At 68.8% G+C, this 15,657-nt stretch carries 16 protein-coding genes; 9 read left to right on the top strand and 7 right to left on the bottom strand.

Annotated features, from left to right (window positions below):
- Window positions 1–235: 235 nt before the first annotated feature.
- Both ABE487_RS12005 and ABE487_RS12000 read left to right on the top strand, forming a co-directional pair.
- Window positions 236–430: a hypothetical protein gene (locus tag ABE487_RS12005; protein WP_346442216.1), complete on the top strand. Its 195-nt coding sequence runs from the start codon at window positions 236–238 to the stop codon at window positions 428–430.
- Window positions 431–556: 126 nt separating this feature from the next.
- Window positions 557–1,489: a DUF6624 domain-containing protein gene (locus tag ABE487_RS12000; protein ID WP_346452201.1), complete on the top strand. Its 933-nt coding sequence runs from the start codon at window positions 557–559 to the stop codon at window positions 1,487–1,489.
- 44 nt (window positions 1,490–1,533) lie between these two features.
- On the opposite strand, the gene galU is transcribed toward ABE487_RS12000, so the two are convergent.
- The 7 genes from galU to cmk all read right to left on the bottom strand — a co-directional run bounded on the left by galU (window position 1,534) and on the right by cmk (window position 9,723).
- Complete coding sequence (galU, locus tag ABE487_RS11995) at window positions 1,534–2,436, bottom strand: UTP--glucose-1-phosphate uridylyltransferase GalU (RefSeq protein WP_346442218.1); 903 nt, start codon at window positions 2,434–2,436, stop codon at window positions 1,534–1,536.
- A complete protein-coding gene (locus ABE487_RS11990) occupies window positions 2,433–4,352 on the bottom strand; it encodes a nucleoside-diphosphate sugar epimerase/dehydratase (protein WP_346442219.1) in 1,920 nt (639 codons plus the stop codon). Before ABE487_RS11990 ends, galU begins: the two co-directional genes overlap by 4 nt.
- A 6-nt stretch (window positions 4,353–4,358) precedes the next feature.
- On the bottom strand, window positions 4,359–5,363 hold the full coding sequence (locus ABE487_RS11985; RefSeq protein WP_346452200.1) for a glycosyltransferase family 4 protein: 1,005 nt from the start codon (window positions 5,361–5,363) through the stop codon (window positions 4,359–4,361).
- Window positions 5,364–6,542: a lipopolysaccharide assembly protein LapB gene (gene lapB, locus ABE487_RS11980; RefSeq protein ID WP_346452199.1), complete on the bottom strand. Its 1,179-nt coding sequence runs from the start codon at window positions 6,540–6,542 to the stop codon at window positions 5,364–5,366.
- Between the two features lie 179 nt (window positions 6,543–6,721).
- Window positions 6,722–7,039, bottom strand: a complete 318-nt coding sequence (locus ABE487_RS11975; RefSeq protein ID WP_255350605.1) for an integration host factor subunit beta — start codon at window positions 7,037–7,039, stop codon at window positions 6,722–6,724.
- A 48-nt stretch (window positions 7,040–7,087) separates the two neighbouring features.
- The gene (gene rpsA, locus ABE487_RS11970) at window positions 7,088–8,776 is read right to left on the bottom strand and encodes a 30S ribosomal protein S1 (protein WP_047135971.1); all 1,689 of its coding nucleotides are present in this window, start codon (window positions 8,774–8,776) and stop codon (window positions 7,088–7,090) included.
- A gap of 266 nt (window positions 8,777–9,042) precedes the next feature.
- Window positions 9,043–9,723, bottom strand: coding sequence for a (d)CMP kinase (cmk, locus tag ABE487_RS11965; RefSeq protein ID WP_346452198.1), 681 nt, complete (start codon window positions 9,721–9,723; stop codon window positions 9,043–9,045).
- A gap of 107 nt (window positions 9,724–9,830) precedes the next feature.
- Here cmk and ykgO point away from each other — a divergent pair, with 107 nt between their 5' ends.
- From ykgO to ABE487_RS11930, 7 genes are all read left to right on the top strand, one after another.
- Window positions 9,831–9,956: a type B 50S ribosomal protein L36 gene (gene ykgO, locus ABE487_RS11960; protein ID WP_005913193.1), complete on the top strand. Its 126-nt coding sequence runs from the start codon at window positions 9,831–9,833 to the stop codon at window positions 9,954–9,956.
- Between the two features lie 239 nt (window positions 9,957–10,195).
- Complete coding sequence (locus ABE487_RS11955; RefSeq protein WP_346442241.1) at window positions 10,196–10,519, top strand: hypothetical protein; 324 nt, start codon at window positions 10,196–10,198, stop codon at window positions 10,517–10,519.
- A 4-nt stretch (window positions 10,520–10,523) separates the two neighbouring features.
- The gene (locus ABE487_RS11950) at window positions 10,524–11,564 is read left to right on the top strand and encodes an agmatine deiminase family protein (protein ID WP_346442223.1); all 1,041 of its coding nucleotides are present in this window, start codon (window positions 10,524–10,526) and stop codon (window positions 11,562–11,564) included.
- Window positions 11,565–11,655: 91 nt separating this feature from the next.
- Entirely contained in the window at window positions 11,656–12,858 is a 1,203-nt protein-coding gene (locus tag ABE487_RS11945) for a serine hydrolase domain-containing protein (RefSeq protein ID WP_346442224.1), read from the top strand.
- Window positions 12,859–12,949: 91 nt separating this feature from the next.
- Window positions 12,950–13,852 carry a carbon-nitrogen hydrolase gene (locus ABE487_RS11940; RefSeq protein ID WP_346442225.1) on the top strand — a complete coding sequence of 301 codons (903 nt, stop codon included), beginning with the start codon at window positions 12,950–12,952 and terminating at the stop codon, window positions 13,850–13,852.
- A gap of 5 nt (window positions 13,853–13,857) precedes the next feature.
- Window positions 13,858–14,403: an N-acetyltransferase family protein gene (locus ABE487_RS11935; RefSeq protein ID WP_346442226.1), complete on the top strand. Its 546-nt coding sequence runs from the start codon at window positions 13,858–13,860 to the stop codon at window positions 14,401–14,403.
- Between the two features lie 4 nt (window positions 14,404–14,407).
- Window positions 14,408–15,619, top strand: coding sequence for a TraB/GumN family protein (locus ABE487_RS11930; RefSeq protein WP_346442227.1), 1,212 nt, complete (start codon window positions 14,408–14,410; stop codon window positions 15,617–15,619).
- Window positions 15,620–15,657 lie beyond the last annotated feature (38 nt).

Genomic DNA, 15,657 nt, shown 5'->3' with positions numbered 1-15,657 from the left:
GCCCGCATGGACATCTCCGGGATGCGTGACGACGCGCAGGTGTCCAGGCATGCAAGTGCTCCGACGAGAGAGATGCGGGTGTTCTACCGCAGACTGCGACCGCCATGCGAGCACGCGCCAGCGCCAACGGCTCGGTCCAGGCCCCGTCTCGATTTGACACTGGCACCGCGATGCACTAAGACACCGATGACGCCGCCATGTCGACGGCGCTGCGAATCGCAAAGGAGACGTCGCCATGTCGAAGCCAGGACCCGCGCCCCAATCGCCTGCAGCCGATGCGCCAGGCAGCTACCGCCTGCTCAGCCGCCAGCTTGCGCGCGACCTCACCGACAGCGAGATCGACGCCGTCGCCGGCGGGACGACCTCACGGACCCAACTCTCGGCCCAGGTCTCGGCGCAGATCATCGTCGTCGACGATGCCGATGCCTGAGACGCCGGCCGGGCATCCTGCCCGGCCAGCCTTTGATCGATGCTCCGCGCAATGCGGCGAGCGCTGAGCGCGCTGCTTCTGTTCGCTGCCGGTTCGGCAGCCGGGGGCAGCACGCCGCCGCCCCCATTGCTCGACCGCCTCCCCGCCGAAGACGCGCCGCTCGACCTCACCCGTCTGGACTGGGTCCAGCCGCGCTTTTCGCCCGACCCGGCCGAGCGCGCACGCTGGCGCGCGCTGTTGGACTGGGCCGAGGCCGCGCGCCGCGCACGCACCGCGGCGCTGCGCGATACCTTACGGACGCGGGGGATCGATGCCGCGTCGCTCCCTGAGGCCTGTTACGGCGACCGGCGATGCGGCCTGATCGTGGATGCGGAGGCGACAGCCGCCACGTTCGACGACTGGCCGGCCTTCGACGCGGCAGCCAAGGCGGCCTGGCCTTATGTGCTGGGCCTGCGCCGCGCGGTAGAGATCGCGTCCCAGGTGCAGGCCTCCCCACCCGACGGCGAGGCGCTGCGCACCGTGGCGGCGGAGCTGCAACGGCGGGCCCTCAACGACCAGATCCTGCGCTATGCCCTCGATGGCGTGCCCGGCCGCGATGCGGGGCCAGGCGATCCGCTGTACGCGACCTACGCGCTCGCGCTCGGCGATGATGTCCGCAGGCTCGACGCGGACAATGCCGCATACGCGGCGCAGCTGATGGCCCGTCACGATGGCTGGCCTGCGCCCACCGCACTGCCCGAGCAGGCACAGGCCCAGCTCTGGCTGCTGGTCCAACACGCAGACCAGCGGCCCGATCTCCAGTACCAGACCCTGCGCGCCATGCAGCGGCGCCATGTCGGCACGCCCCTGACGACCCGCTACGGCTTTCTCTACGACCGGGTCATGCTCAAGCTCGACGGCAGCCAGCGCTACGGCACCCAGGTCACGTGCATTGAGGGCCGGCGCGCGCCGCAACCGTTGGAAGACGCGCAGCGCGTCGACGCGCTGCGCGCCGGCCTGGGAATGCCACCACTGGACGAGTATCTCGCCCGCTTTCCCGATTGCACGGTCGCGCCCTGACAGCGCGCAGCATGGCGCGCGCGGACCCGGCGGCTGGGCTGTCGTCAGTCGAGGTCGCGAACCCCGAGCTCGTCGAGCGCGTCGCGCATCAGCGCTGCCGCCGGTTCGCTGAGCTTTTCGTTGTCGAGTGCGTATCGGATCGTCGCCTCGATCAAGCCCAGATGCGTTCCGCAATCGAAGCGCGTGCCGCGGAAGCGGTAAGCATGTACCGGCTTTTCGGCGAGCAAGGCCGAGATGGCGTCGGTGAGCTGGATCTCCCCGCCTGCGCCCGGCGGGGTCTTCTCGAGCAATGAAAAAATGCGTCCATCGAGCACATAACGGCCGACGACCGCCAGATTGCTCGGCGCCTCCTCGGGCTTGGGCTTTTCGACCATCGAGTGAATGCGGCCATGCCGGCCCTCGAATGGATCGGTCGCGACGATGCCGTAGCTGGCGGTCTTCTCCGGGGGCACGTCCTGCACCGCGATCATGCTCGCGCCGGTCTGCGCATGCGCATCGGCCATCTGCTTGAGCGCGCCATCGCCCCCCCGGTTCCACAACAGGTCGTCGGGCAGCATCACCGCGAACGGCTCGTTGCCGACCACCGGCCGCGCGCACAGGACCGCATCGCCCAGGCCACGCGCCTCGGGCTGGGTCACGAAGATCGCGCGCACCCCGTCGGGCAGCGGCCGGCGCACCTTCTCCAGCAATTCATGCTTGCCCGACGCCTCGAGCCGATGTTCGAGCTCGTAGGCCTTGTCGAAGTAGTCGCCGATCGCGTGCTTGTAGCGGTTGGTCACGAACACCAGCGTGTCGCAGCCGGCCTCGATCGCCTCGTCGACCGCATACTGGATCAGCGGGCGATCGACGATCGGCAGCATTTCCTTCGGGACGGTCTTGGTCGCGGGCAGAAACCGCGTTCCCAGGCCGGCAACGGGAAACACCGCCTTTCGAATCCTTTGCGTCATGGTTGTCTCGCGTGTCGTGGGGGAAAGGCAACGATGGTCGCCGTGGTACCGGTACGCTGCAGCGCGGGATCCACAACGACCGGCTTGAACTCGGGCACGGCCTCGCGCAGCGTCGCTGCCAGTTGCTCGAGATCGTAGCGCGCGACGCCCTCGTCGAGCCGCGCCAACGCCGATGCCAGCTTCTCGGTATGCACCGGGCGCGCCTCGGCCTGCAGGATCTTCGGATGTACGGTGGGCCGATAGCGTTCGTCGGCGTGGAACAGGGTTTCGTGCAGCTTCTCGCCGGGGCGCAGGCCCGAGTAGACGATTGCGATATCGCGACCGGGCTGCTTGCCGCCGAGGCGGATCATCTGCTCGGCCAGCAGGCGGATCGAGACCGGCTCCCCCATGTCGAGCGTGTAGACGGCCTGCGAGGCGCCGATCGCGACCGATTGCATGATCAGCTGGCAGGCTTCGGGGATGGTCATGAAGTAGCGCGTGACTTCCGGGTCGGTCACGGTCACCGGGCCGCCGCGCCGGATCTGTTCGCGGAACAGCGGCACCACGCTACCGGCCGAGTCGAGCACATTGCCGAAACGCACGGTTACAAAGCCAGTTCCGCCGTCACCGGCCAGATCCTGGCAGACCATTTCGGCCAGACGCTTGGTCGCCCCGAGGACATTCACCGGATCGACCGCCTTGTCGGTGGAGATCAGCACGAACGTGCTCGCGCGGTGTTCGACTGCCGCACGGGCGACGTTGCGGGTGGCCAGCACGTTGTTGCGGACGCCCTCGCGCAGTTGCTGCTCCAGGACCGGCACCTGCTTGTAGGCCGCGGCATGGAACACCGCGTCCGGCGACGACAGCCGCATCGCATGCGCGGTCACCGCCGGATCGCCACAGTCGCCGAGCACCGGCGTGACCCGGATATGCGGGAAGTCGCGCCGCAGTTCGGCCTCGATGCGGGTCAGCGCGAGTTCGTCGATCTCCACCAACGCGATCTGCGCGGCACCGTGGCGCGCACACTGTCGGCACAGTTCCGATCCGATCGAGCCGCCGGCTCCGGTCACCAGCACGCAGCGCCCGCGCAGCCAGCCACGAATCGCCTTCCAATCGGGCAGCACCGGCTTGCGCCCGAGCAGATCCTCGATCGCGACTTCCTTCAACTCGCCCGGCAGCGAGCGGCCTTCCAGCAGGTCGTCGAGCCGCGGCACGGTCCGGAACGGCAGCGCTGTCCGTTCGCAGGCCGCAACCACGCGGCGCATCGCCGCGGCATCGGCCGAGGGCATCGCGATGACCAGCAGCTTGGCGGCGGTCTCCGGGGCGATCCGCTCCACGTCCTCGACCCGCCCCAGCACCGGCACGCCCTGCAACTGGCTGCCGCGCAACTTCGGCGCGTCGTCGAGGAAGCCGACCGGATCGTAGGCCCCGGTCCGGCGCAAGTCTCGGACCAGCGTCTCTCCGGCCTGGCCGGCGCCGAGGATCAGCACCCGCGTGGCGGTCTGGTCCAGCCGCACGCTGCCGTGGTCCTTCCAGGCCCGGTACAGCAGCCGGGGCATGCCCAGCAACGCTGCGAGCAGCAACGGGTAGACGATCAGCACGCTGCGCGGGACGAGATCGAGCCGGTTGTAAACGAACAGCACGAGCAGGATCGCGAGCAGGCCCAGGACCGACGCCTTCACGATGTTGAGCAGGTCCGGGATGCTGGCAAAGCGCCACACGCCACGATACAGGCCCACGCGCCAGAAGATCACGCCTTGCGCCAGCAGAATCAGCGCGACCTCGATCGACACCGGCGAGAACGCAGGCGCCTGCGCCATGACCGAAAGACGGAACTGGTGCAGGCCGACCCAGCACAGCCAGACCATGGCCAGGTCGTGTGCGACCACGGCCACACGCGGTCCCAGGACGCCGAGCCGGGTCCTTACATCATGCATCGCGATTCATCCTTGAGGGCAACGTTGCCCGGCGAGCAAGCGGACACGAGCCGCGCACCAGACACAGACAATGAGCAGATACCATGCGACCAAGGCTCCGATGATAACCGGGCCACCGTGCCCGGCGAGCAATCCGCACACCAGGACCCCGACCATCGACAGCGCCGCATAGCCTGCGGCGACCCTCGCATGCGGATGCCCGGCCTGCACGGCGCGCTGGTAGACATGCTGAACATGCGGCGTCCACCAGCGTTCGCCGCGGAGCATGCGTGAAACGAGTGTCAACGAGGCGTCAATCAGGAACGGCGCGAGCGGAAAGCACAACGCCCAGACCGCCGGATGACCGATCTCGAGCGATGCCGCAGCGATCAGCCCTGCCAGCACATAGCCGAGACTGCCGCTGCCGACGTCGCCAAGGAAGATCCGTGCCTTCGGGCAGTTGAATGGCAGAAAGCCGCCACAGGCGGCCAGCAGCGCGATCGCCAGCACGCCGGCCCCGCCCCAGGGCCCGGCCACCCACGCCACCGCCAGCGCGGCCAGCATCGCCTGGCTGGTGGCGATGCCGTCGATCCCGTCCATGAAGTTCCAGACGTTGATCAGACCGACGGCCAGTACGAATACCGCAGCGCCCCACCACAGGGGCTGGCCGGCATGGGCCACCGCCCCCGCGAGCAGCGCGGCGGCGACCGCGTGGACCCCCAGCCGCGACCATGGCGACAACGGCCGGTGGTCATCCATCCAGCCGATACCGGCGACCAGCGCAAGGCCGATCAACAACGCCAGGTGCACCCCGGGGAGCGCCGCCTGCCAGGCCATCCAGGCGAGCACGCCCAGCATGACGACCACGATCGCGATGCCGCCACCGCGCGGCGTCGGCGCCGCGTGGCTGCGCCGCTCGCCCGGCACGTCGACCAGCTTGCGCGACAGTGCATAGCGCCGCGCCAGCCAGGTCCCCAGCGACGTCGAGACCAGAGCCAGAATGACGACTGCGATGAGCGCCTGCGGCTGCACTCAGACCACGGCGTAGTTCAGCAACGGCTTGATCGTGCCCCACTCCTTGCAGCTGGGACATTGCCAGTGATGGCTGCGGGCGCCGAAGCCGCACTGCTTGCAACGGTAGCTCGGATTGCGCACCAGCAACTGCTCGGTGATCAACCGCAGTTCCTGCAGCGTGCCGGCCGGATCGACCCCGTCGGCGAGGGTGAGATCGATCAGCGCGGCCTCGCCCCGGACCGACGGACGATCCTTGAGTTGGCGCGCCAGATAGGTCCGCGCCGCGTGCACGCCTTCTTCCTGTTCGACCAGTCGGGTCAGTGCCAGGACCGGCGCCACACCCGGGTAGTGTTCGGTCATCTGCGACATGAAGTTGCGCGCGCCAGGCGTGTCGCCGACCCGCTCGTAGGCGGCCAGCAGCGGCCCGAGGATCTCGGGCAGGAAATCGGGATCGTGGCGGGCCGCACGCTCGAACGCGCGGATCGCCGCAGCGTCGTTGCCGGCATCGATTTCGATCCGGCCTTCGAGAATGCCGGCGCGCACCGATCCCGAATCGGCGGCGTAGGCCCGCGCGACCGCTGCGCGGGCCTCGTCGGGGTTGCCGGCCGAGCGATGGCGATCGGCCAGTTCGCATTCGAACTGCGCGATCAGCTTGCCCATCGGTTCGCCGGTCGCCGCCTCGTAGCGGGTCGCGTTCTCGATCGCCTTCGCCCAGTCGCGTTCGGCCTGGTAGATGCCGATCAGGTGCCGCAGCGCGTGTGGCGCCCGCTGATCGATGCGCGCCAGATCGCTGAACACCGTCTCGGCGCGGTCGAGCAGGCCCGACTTCATGTAGTCCTCGCCCAGCGCCAGCAGCGCCTGCACCTTCTGCTGGTCGTTGAGATCGGGGCGCTGCACCAACCCCTGGTGCAGGCGGATCGCACGATCGACCTCGCCACGCCGCCGGAACAGGTGGCCGAGCGCGACCTGGGTCTCGAAGGTGTCCTTGTCGAGCTCGGCGATGTGCAGAAACAGCTCGATCGCCTTGTCTGGCTGTTCGTTGAGCAGGTAGTTGAGGCCGCGGAAGTACGTCGTCGACAGCCGGCTGACCTGGGTATCGCTGTGCCGCTCGCCGCCGCGTCGCCCGATCACCCAGCCGCTGAGCGCCGCGATCGGCAGCAGAAGGAAGAACCAGAACCACTCGGTGACAAACGCCATGGATCACGCTCCATCAGGAAGGTCGCCGCTTTCGCGCGACGGCGGGCGCGAGCGGACACGCGGCCACGGCATCGCGCGACGGCCTGCGGGCCGCCGTCGATCCTAACCGCTCGGGGATCGGCGGTGCCAACCGCACGCGGCGACACCGAAGGGACGGGGAACGGCGCGCCCCAGGGCGCTCACTCGTCCGCAGGCAACGGCTGCACGTCGCTGACGCGATCGCGCAGTTCCTTGCCCGGCTTGAAATGCGGGACGTGCTTGCCCGGCAGCGCCACGGCGTCGCCAGTCTTGGGATTGCGGCCGGTCCGCGGCGGTCGGAAGTGCAGCGAGAAGCTGCCAAAGCCACGGACCTCGATGCGATCGCCTGCCGCCAGCGCGCCGCCCATCATTTCGAGCATGGCCTTGACCGCCAGGTCGACGTCCTCGCCCTTGAGATGGGCTTGCCGCTGGGTCAGCAGCTCGATGAGTTCCGACTTCGTCATGTCTCGTTCTTGCAGATGCGCAAACGCCGGTCCGGGGACGTCCCCGGACCGGCGCCGAACGCATTACTCCGACTTGTTGCCCAGCTGCTCGCGCAGCAGCGCGCCCAGCTTGGTGGTGCCGCTCGACGCGTCCGAGGCCTGCTTGTTGTACTCGGCCAGGGTCTCGGCGGTCTCCGCCTCGTCCTTGGCGCGGATCGACAGCTGCAGCGAACGGGTCTTGCGGTCCATGCCGAAGTACTTGGCCTCGATCTCCTGACCGACCTTCAGATGCTGGCTGGCATCGTCGATGCGCTGGTCGCTGATGTCGCGCGCCGACACGTAGCCTTCCACGCCCTCGCCCAGGTCGATGACCGCACCCTTGGCGTCGACTTCCTTCACGGTGCCCGAGACCTTCGAGCCGCGCGGGTTGTTGGCCATGAACTGGCCCAGCGGGTCCTGCTCGAGCTGCTTGACGCCCAGCGAGATGCGCTCGCGCTCGGGATCGACCGCCAGCACGACGGCCTCGAGGGTGTCACCCTTCTTGAAGTTGCGGGCCACGTCCTCGCCGGTGGAGTTCCAGGCGATGTCCGACAGGTGGATCAGGCCGTCGATACCGCCGTCCAGGCCGATGAAGATGCCGAAGTCGGTGATCGACTTGATCTGGCCGTCGACCTTGTCGCCCTTCTTGTGGATCGCGGCGAAGGTCTCCCACGGGTTGCTGGTGACCTGCTTGATGCCCAGCGAGATGCGACGACGCTCCTCGTCGACGTCGAGCACCATGACCTCGACTTCGTCGCCGACCTGCACGACCTTCGACGGGTTGACGTTCTTGTTGGTCCAGTCCATCTCCGACACGTGCACCAGACCCTCGACGCCCGGCTCGATCTCGACGAACGCGCCGTAATCGGTCACGTTGGAGACCTTGCCGAACACGCGGGTGTTGGACGGGTAGCGACGCGAGATGTTGTCCCACGGATCCTCGCCCAGCTGCTTGAGGCCGAGGCTGACGCGGTTGCGCTCGCGGTCGTACTTGAGCACGCGGACTTCGAGCTCCTGGCCCACTTCCACCACTTCGGACGGATGGCGCACGCGCTTCCAGGCCATGTCGGTGATGTGCAGCAGGCCGTCGATGCCGCCCAGGTCGACGAACGCGCCGTAGTCGGTGAGGTTCTTGACCACGCCCTTGAGCACGGCGCCCTCGACCAGCTTCTCCATCAGCGCTTCGCGCTCCTCGGAGTGCTCGCTCTCGACGACCGCGCGGCGCGAGACGACGACGTTGTTGCGCTTGCGATCGAGCTTGATCAGCTTGAACTCGAGTTCCTTGCCCTCGAGGTAGACCGGGTCGCGGACCGGGCGCACGTCGACCAGCGAGCCGGGCAGGAACGCGCGGACATCCTTGATGTCGACGGTGAAGCCGCCCTTGACCTTGCCGCTGATGCGGCCAGTGATGGTCTCGTTCTTCTCGAGCGCTTCCTCGAGTTCGTCCCACACCATCGCGCGCTTGGCCTTCTCGCGCGAAAGCACGGTCTCGCCGAAGCCGTTTTCGAGCGAGTCCAGCGCCACCTTGACGGTGTCGCCCTCGGCCACGTCGATCTCGCCGGCCTCGTTACGGAACTGCTCGATCGGCACGATGCCTTCGGACTTCAGGCCGGCGTTGATCACGACGACGTCGGTGCGGACCTGCACCACGACGCCCGAGACGATGGCGCCCGGCTTGAGCTTGGCCAGATTGGTCTGGCTCTGTTCGAACAGTTCTGCGAATGATTCGGTCATTTGGTGAATACCTGGTTGATGTCGGACCGGGCCGGCGCAGCGACGGAGCGCGGTGTCGGTGGTCCACCCGTTGATCGGCCGTCGCGGGATTGCAGGGCCGTGAGTGTTGGCATGGAAGAACACCCGGCGCCGCGCCCTGGGCGTGGTGCCGGAACCGTTGGAGCGATGACGCGATGTTGCGACTGCGGCATGCGACCGGACGCTCCGTCCGGGGGCACGCGACTGCTGGGCGCGCCGACGACGGCAGGCGCGCCGGACCGGGTCTGTCAGTCCATGCGCGCCGGCAACAGCGCCAGCACCTGCGCCACGACGGCCTCGATGCCCAGGCCGGTGGTGTCGATGCGGACGGCCTCCTCGGCCGGCCGCAGCGGCGCCACTGCGCGGCTGGCATCGCGGGCGTCACGCGCGAGAATCTCGCGCAGCAGACCGTCCATTGTCACCGAAACCCCCTTGCCCTTCAACTGTTTATAGCGCCGCTCGGCGCGTTCCTCGGCGCTCGCGGTCAAAAACACCTTCCAGCGCGCATCGGGAAAGATGACCGTACCCATGTCGCGGCCGTCGGCGACCAGCCCCGGCGGCGTCCTGAATGCGCGCTGCCGGTCCTTGAGCGCGGCACGCACTTCGGGAATGGCCGCGATCGCCGAAGCCGCGGCCCCTGCGGTCTCGGTCCGCAGCTCGTCGGTAGCGTCGTGTCCGTTGACGATCACGCGCGGCTCGCCGCTCGGGTCGTCGCGCAATGCAATCGTGGTGTCGAACGCGCAGCGCACCAGCGCGCCGGCGTCGCCCAGGTCGAGGTCGGCCCAGCCGGCCGACACCCCGACCGCCCGGTACAATGCCCCCGAGTCCAGGTAGTGCCAGCCCAGCCGCTGCGCGACCGCCCGGCTGATCGTGCCCTTGCCCGACCCGGAGGGGCCGTCGATCGTCAACACCGGCGTCTCGGCCGTCATACGCATCTCCTGCGCATCGCGCCCGAAGGCCCAAGCGCTTGAATCAGGTGGAAATAAGCCGCTAGAATAGCCGGCTTGCCGTTCGTATCCCATCCCAGAGGTTTGTCATGAAGGTCCTGTCGTCCCTGAAGTCGGCGAAGACCCGCCACCGCGATTGCAAGGTTGTGCGTCGCCGCGGCAAGGTCTTCGTGATCTGCAAGTCCAACCCCCGCTTCAAGGCGCGTCAGCGCTAAACAGCGAGGCGGAACACGCGCGCCCCGGCGACGTGGTGTTCCGGCAATCCTGCGTCAGCCCTTTGGGCCGGGCGCAGCACGCGAGGGCCGCAGCGATGCGGCCCTTCGTCGTATCGGCGCCGGCCGCATGCAGCGCCGTCGCCACGGGTCTGCTACACAGCCGCCGTGCGGCCGGGTTCCCGGCCACGCCCCTCCCGTTCGCAGGCCAGGAGTCCGTCATGTCGCGTTCCACCGTCACGATGTTCGCAGCCGCCGCGCTGGGCGCCGCCCTGCTGCTCGGCACCGCACCGGCCACGGCCGACACCCTGCTGGTCGACCGCAGCCGAAAGCCGGCCGGGTTGGCCGTCCCCGCACGCGGCATGACGATGGCCCAGGTCGAGGCCGACTTCGGCGCACCGTCCCAGCGCCTCGAACCGCGCGGCGGACAGAAGCGGCAATGGCCGACGATCCATCGCTGGGTCTACCCCGCCTTCACCGTCTACTTCGAACGCAACCGGGTCGTCGACACGGTCGCCAATCGCGCGACCGCGTCCGAGATCGGCCCCAAGCCCGCCATCCGTTGAGTCCATGACCAAGACCGCAATGCGCTTCCCCGCGGAGTGGGAACCCCAGTCCGCCATCCTGATCGCCTGGCCGACCGAAGACACCGACTGGGCGGAACGCCTGGGCGAGGTCGAGGACACCTACATCGCGCTGGTCGCGGCCATCACCCGCTTCCAGCCGGTGCTGATCTGCGTGCCCGACGAGGACGTCCAGAGTTACGCCTATGTGCGCCTGGCGTCCAACCGGGTCGACATGGACCGCGTGCGCTTCGTCGAAGCGGCCTACGACGACACCTGGCTGCGCGACTCGGGGCCGATCACCCTGGTGGGCGGCGATGCGTTCGTCCTCAACGACTTCCGCTTCACCGGTTGGGGCGGCAAGTTCGACGCCAGTCGCGACGACCGGCTGGTCGGGCACCTGCACGCGGCCGGCCTGTTCGCCGACCAGGCCCAGCGCCGGCAGATCGACTTCGCCCTGGAGGGCGGTGCGATCGAGACCGACGGTGCCGGCACGCTGCTCACGACCTGGCGCTGCCTGCACGAGCGACACCCCGAGACCTCGCGCGATGTACTGAGCGCGCGGCTGGCGGACTGGCTGGCGCAGGACCGCGTGCTGTGGCTCGACCACGGCTACCTCGAAGGCGACGACACCGATGCGCACATCGACACCCTCGCCCGGTTCGCGCCGGACGATGCGATCGTCTTCCAGGCCTGCGATGACGCGAACGATCCGCACCACGCCGAACTCCACGCAATGGCCGACGAGATCGCGGCGCTGCGCACCTCCGATGGCGCGCCGTATCGGCTGTTCCCGCTCCCGTGGGCGCGTCCGATCCTCGACCAGGGCCGCCGCCTGGCGGCCAGCTATGCGAACTACCTGATCCTCAACGGCGCAGTGCTGATGCCCGCCTATGGCGACCCGGCCGACGCGGCCGCCGCCGCCGTGCTGGCGCAGGCGTATCCTGGCCGCGAGATCGTGCAGGTGCCCTGCCGCCCGCTGATCTGGCAGAACGGCAGCCTGCACTGCATCACCATGCAATTGCCGCAGGGCGCGCTCGCAGGCTGATCCCGGTCCGCCCCGGACGAAAGCATGACCAACGGCACTGGAGCGTGACTACAGGTGTCGCCACTCTGGCCCACCGCCTGGAGTTCTTTCGATGCCTCGCACCCTGCTCGCCGCCATCGCGGCCTTCCTGTTGTCCGCAGCGGCCCTGGCGTCCGCGCCGGGCCAGGACACCACCACCGAAGCACTGGCCCGGTTGCAGGCGGCCTCGACGGCCGCCGAATCCGATGCGCTGCTGATCGTCCACGACGGTCGCGTGCTGGTCGACACCGCCACCGATCCGGCGCGCGCACCGATCGAACTAATGTCGGCGACCAAGTCGGTGGTGGCGCTGGGCGTCGGCCTGCTGCTGGCCGACGGCAAGCTGGACTCGCTCGACACCCCCGTCCACACCTTCTTCCCCGAATGGGCGCAGGGACGCAAGCGCGACATCACCGTGCGCATGCTGCTCGACCACACCTCGGGCCTGCAGAACGTGCCCAACGCCGGCGAAGAACTCGAACCAGCACCCGACATCGTGCAACTCGCACTGGCGGCGGAACTCGATGCCGCGCCTGGCGAAACGTTTTCGTACAACAACAAGGCCACCAACCTGCTGTCCGGCGTCATCTCAAGGGCCAGCGGGATGCCGATGGACGCCTATCTCCAAAGCCGTCTCTTCGACCCACTCGACATCCACCCTGGCTCTTGGCTGAAGGATCCGGCCGGAAATCCCTGGGCCATGGCCGGCCTGTCGGTCACCGCAAGCGACGCGGCCAAGCTCGGCCAGTTGCTGCTCGACGACGGCGTCACACCCGATGGCACGCGCCTGCTGCCCGAAGGCTTCGTCCAGGCGCTGTACAGTGCCGGTCCGCGTTCACCGCGCGTCGGCCTGCTGTGGTGGCGCATTCCCGAGTGGCAATTCCTGACCGTGCGCGAGGACGCCATCGCAACCGCGCGCGCACGCGACGCGGATCCACGCTGGATCAGTGCACTGGAGTCGCTGCGCGGGCAGCGACTCGATGGCGCCGCGGGGCTGCGCAAGGCGCTGGGCGATGCACTGGGCGACGACTGGCCGGTGCTGTACTCGGCTCAGATTACCGGGCGCGGTCTCGCCCGTGCGGATGTGTTCGACGAGGACACCGGCCCGGTCGTGGCGTATGCGGCGGACGGTTTCCTTGGCCAGTACATCGTCGTGGTGCCCGACAAGCGCCTGGTGGCGGTGCGGCAGATCCGGCGCCGCGATACCCCGCATGCCCCGGCGCTGGACTACCCGCGCTTCACGGCCGACGTCGTCGCACTCGCGGCCACGCTTTGACGCGCTCTGAACGGCGGTGGCCGGCGCGCGGGCGCGCGCGTCTATCCGCGTTAGCATGGTCGGCCTTTTCGAGTCCCGTAGCACCGCCGCCATGACCCGCAAGACCACCCTGCCCGTCGCGCTGATCCAGGAACGCGCCATCATCGACCGCGGCACCGACAACGCCGAGGCCAACCTGTCGATCATCGAGGCGCGCGTGCGCGAGGCGGCGGCGCAGGGCGCACGGCTGGTGCTGTTGCAGGAACTGCACAACGGTGCGTACTTCTGCCAGGAAGAGAACGTCGATGCGTTCGATCTTGCCGAGCCGATTCCCGGCCCGAGCACCGAGCGGCTGTCCGCGCTCGCCCGCCGGCACCAGGTGGTCCTGGTCAGTTCGCTGTTCGAGCGCCGCGCCGCCGGCCTGTACCACAACACCGGCGTGGTGTTCGACGCCGACGGCAGCCTGGCGGGCAAGTACCGCAAGATGCACATCCCCGACGATCCGGGCTTCTACGAGAAGTTCTACTTCACCCCGGGCGATCTGGGATTCAAGCCGATCGAAACCTCGGTCGGCCGACTCGGCCTGCTGGTGTGCTGGGATCAGTGGTATCCCGAGGCCGCCCGGCTGATGGCGCTGGCGGGCGCGGACCTGCTGCTCTATCCCACCGCGATCGGCTGGGACCCGAGCGACGACGACGCCGAGAAGACACGCCAGCGCGATGCCTGGATTCTCAGTCATCGCGGGCACGCGGTGGCCAACGGGCTGCCGGTGCTCTCGTGCAACCGGGTCGGCCACGAACCCTCGCCGCTGGGCGCGGCCGGCATCGACTTCTGGGGCAACAGCCACGTGCTCGGCCCGCAGGGCGAATTCCTCGCCCAGGCCGGCGGCGATCCGACGCTGCTGACCTGCGAAGTGGATCTGGGCCGCAGCGAGCACGTGCGCCGGATCTGGCCGTTCCTGCGCGACCGCAGGATCGACGCCTACGGCGATCTGCTCAAGCGCTATATCGACTGACGCCGGTGGCTGCTCCCACCCCTGGCGTCGTGATCCGCGACGCGCACGACGGCGATCTCGAGGCGATCGCCGCGCTTTACGCGCGGGAAGTCGTCGACGGCGTGGCCACCTACGAATACGACGCGCCGGATCGCGATGAGATGCGCCGGCGCTGGTCGGCGCTGCGCCAGGCCGGCTTTCCGTATCTGGTCGCAGAGCTCGACGGCCGCTTCGCCGGCTATGCCTACGCCGGCAGTTTCCGCGCGCGCATCGGCTACCGCTTCACCGTCGAAAGCTCGGTCTACGTCATACCGGCGCTGCACGGCCAAGGCGTGGGACGGCGGCTGATGGACGCGCTGATCGATACCTGCACGCAGCGCGGCTTCCGGCAGATGATCGCGGTGATCGGCCCACCGCAGGACGGCCCCTCCGTCCGCTTCCACGCGCGCCTGGGCTTTGAGACCGTCGGCGTGCTGCCGGGCTCGGGCCGCAAGCATGGCCGCTGGCTCGACACCATCTTGATGCAGCGCGCGCTGGGCGACGGCGCCGCCACCCCACCCGAAGACGAATGACCCGATGACCGATTCCGCCGCCTCCCCGTCCTGGCAGACGCAGCCGCACACGATCGTCGAGCGCGATGGCGTGCGCTACACCCTGCTGGGCACCGCCCACGTCTCGAAAGTCAGCGTGGAGGCGGTCGAGGACGCAATCGGCAGCGGCGCGTTCGACATGGTCGCGGTCGAACTCGACCCGCAGCGCCTGCAGGCGATCACCGATCCCGACGCGCTGGGCAAGCTCAATCTGGTCGACGTGATCCGCAAGGGCCGCGTCGCGTTGTTCGCCGCCAATCTGGCGCTGTCGGCCTATCAGCGCCGGCTCGCCGAGCAACTCGGCATCGAGCCGGGCGCCGAACTCAAGCGCGCCGTCGCGCTCGCCGATGCCCGCGGCCTGCCGGTCGCGCTGATCGACCGCGATGTCGGCCTGACCTTCCGCCGCACCTCGTCCCGGCTCGGGCTGATGGGCAAGCTGCGACTCGGCGGCAGCCTGATGTCGGGCCTGCTGACCAACGAGGAGATGGGCGAAGACGAGATCGAGAAGCTCAAGCAAGGCGACATGCTCGAATCGAGCTTCGGCGATTTCGCCCGCAGCGATCCCAAGCTCTACGAGACGATCATCGCCGAGCGCGACCGCTACATGGCCGCACGCCTGCGTGGCGATGTCGGCCACGCGCGCGAGGTCCTGGCGGTCGTCGGCGCTGGTCACCTGGCCGGCATCGCGCGCCACCTGGCCGAAGACACGCAGACGCCGTCAGCGATCCGCACAGAGCTGGAACAGGCGCCGAGCACGCGTCGGTTCCCGTGGTTCACCACCCTGTTGATGGCGCTGATCCTGGCGATGATCGGCTGGGGCTACTGGCATGGCGGCGTCGACGTCGGCCGCCAGTTGCTCGAGGAGTGGGTGCTGATCACCGCCGCATTCGCCGCGCTGGGCGCGATCGCCGCCGCCGCGCATCCGCTCGGCATCCTGGCCGCGGCGATCGCCGCGCCACTCAAGCCATTCCGTCCCCCGGGCGTCTCGCCCGGCCTGTTCAGTGCGCTGATCGAAGCGCACATGCGCACGCCCGCTTACCGTGACTTCCTGGCCCTGCGCGATGATGCGGGCACGTTCCGCGGCTGGTACCGCAACCGCGTCTCGAGGACGATCCTCAACTTCATGTTCACCAACCTGGGGTCGAGCATCGGCGTGTGGGTCGCGGGCCTGCGGATCTTCGGCAAGCTGCTGCACTGACCGGCGCGACCACGCGGGCCACCACGCCCTCAAGGCGG

Origin of the sequence: Luteimonas sp. TWI596, from assembly GCF_039674105.1 — a bacterium.
Lineage (GTDB): Bacteria > Pseudomonadota > Gammaproteobacteria > Xanthomonadales > Xanthomonadaceae > Luteimonas.
The sequence above is the reverse complement of the archived record's forward strand: the minus strand, read 5'-3'. Positions and strand labels throughout refer to the sequence as shown.

What these genes read in the sequence shown, in the direction of transcription:
- ABE487_RS11955 (WP_346442241.1), top strand. Translation starts at nt 10,196, where the DNA reads ATGTTCGCAGCCGCCGCGCTGGGCGCCGCCCTGCTGCTCGGCACCGCA.
- rpsA (WP_047135971.1), bottom strand. Translation starts at nt 8,776, where the DNA reads ATGACCGAATCATTCGCAGAACTGTTCGAACAGAGCCAGACCAATCTG.
- lapB (WP_346452199.1), bottom strand. Translation starts at nt 6,542, where the DNA reads ATGGCGTTTGTCACCGAGTGGTTCTGGTTCTTCCTTCTGCTGCCGATC.
- ykgO (WP_005913193.1), top strand. Translation starts at nt 9,831, where the DNA reads ATGAAGGTCCTGTCGTCCCTGAAGTCGGCGAAGACCCGCCACCGCGAT.
- ABE487_RS11945 (WP_346442224.1), top strand. Translation starts at nt 11,656, where the DNA reads ATGCCTCGCACCCTGCTCGCCGCCATCGCGGCCTTCCTGTTGTCCGCA.
- ABE487_RS11950 (WP_346442223.1), top strand. Translation starts at nt 10,524, where the DNA reads ATGACCAAGACCGCAATGCGCTTCCCCGCGGAGTGGGAACCCCAGTCC.
- galU (WP_346442218.1), bottom strand. Translation starts at nt 2,436, where the DNA reads ATGACGCAAAGGATTCGAAAGGCGGTGTTTCCCGTTGCCGGCCTGGGA.
- ABE487_RS11990 (WP_346442219.1), bottom strand. Translation starts at nt 4,352, where the DNA reads ATGCATGATGTAAGGACCCGGCTCGGCGTCCTGGGACCGCGTGTGGCC.
- ABE487_RS12005 (WP_346442216.1), top strand. Translation starts at nt 236, where the DNA reads ATGTCGAAGCCAGGACCCGCGCCCCAATCGCCTGCAGCCGATGCGCCA.
- ABE487_RS11930 (WP_346442227.1), top strand. Translation starts at nt 14,408, where the DNA reads ATGACCGATTCCGCCGCCTCCCCGTCCTGGCAGACGCAGCCGCACACG.
- cmk (WP_346452198.1), bottom strand. Translation starts at nt 9,723, where the DNA reads ATGACGGCCGAGACGCCGGTGTTGACGATCGACGGCCCCTCCGGGTCG.
- ABE487_RS11940 (WP_346442225.1), top strand. Translation starts at nt 12,950, where the DNA reads ATGACCCGCAAGACCACCCTGCCCGTCGCGCTGATCCAGGAACGCGCC.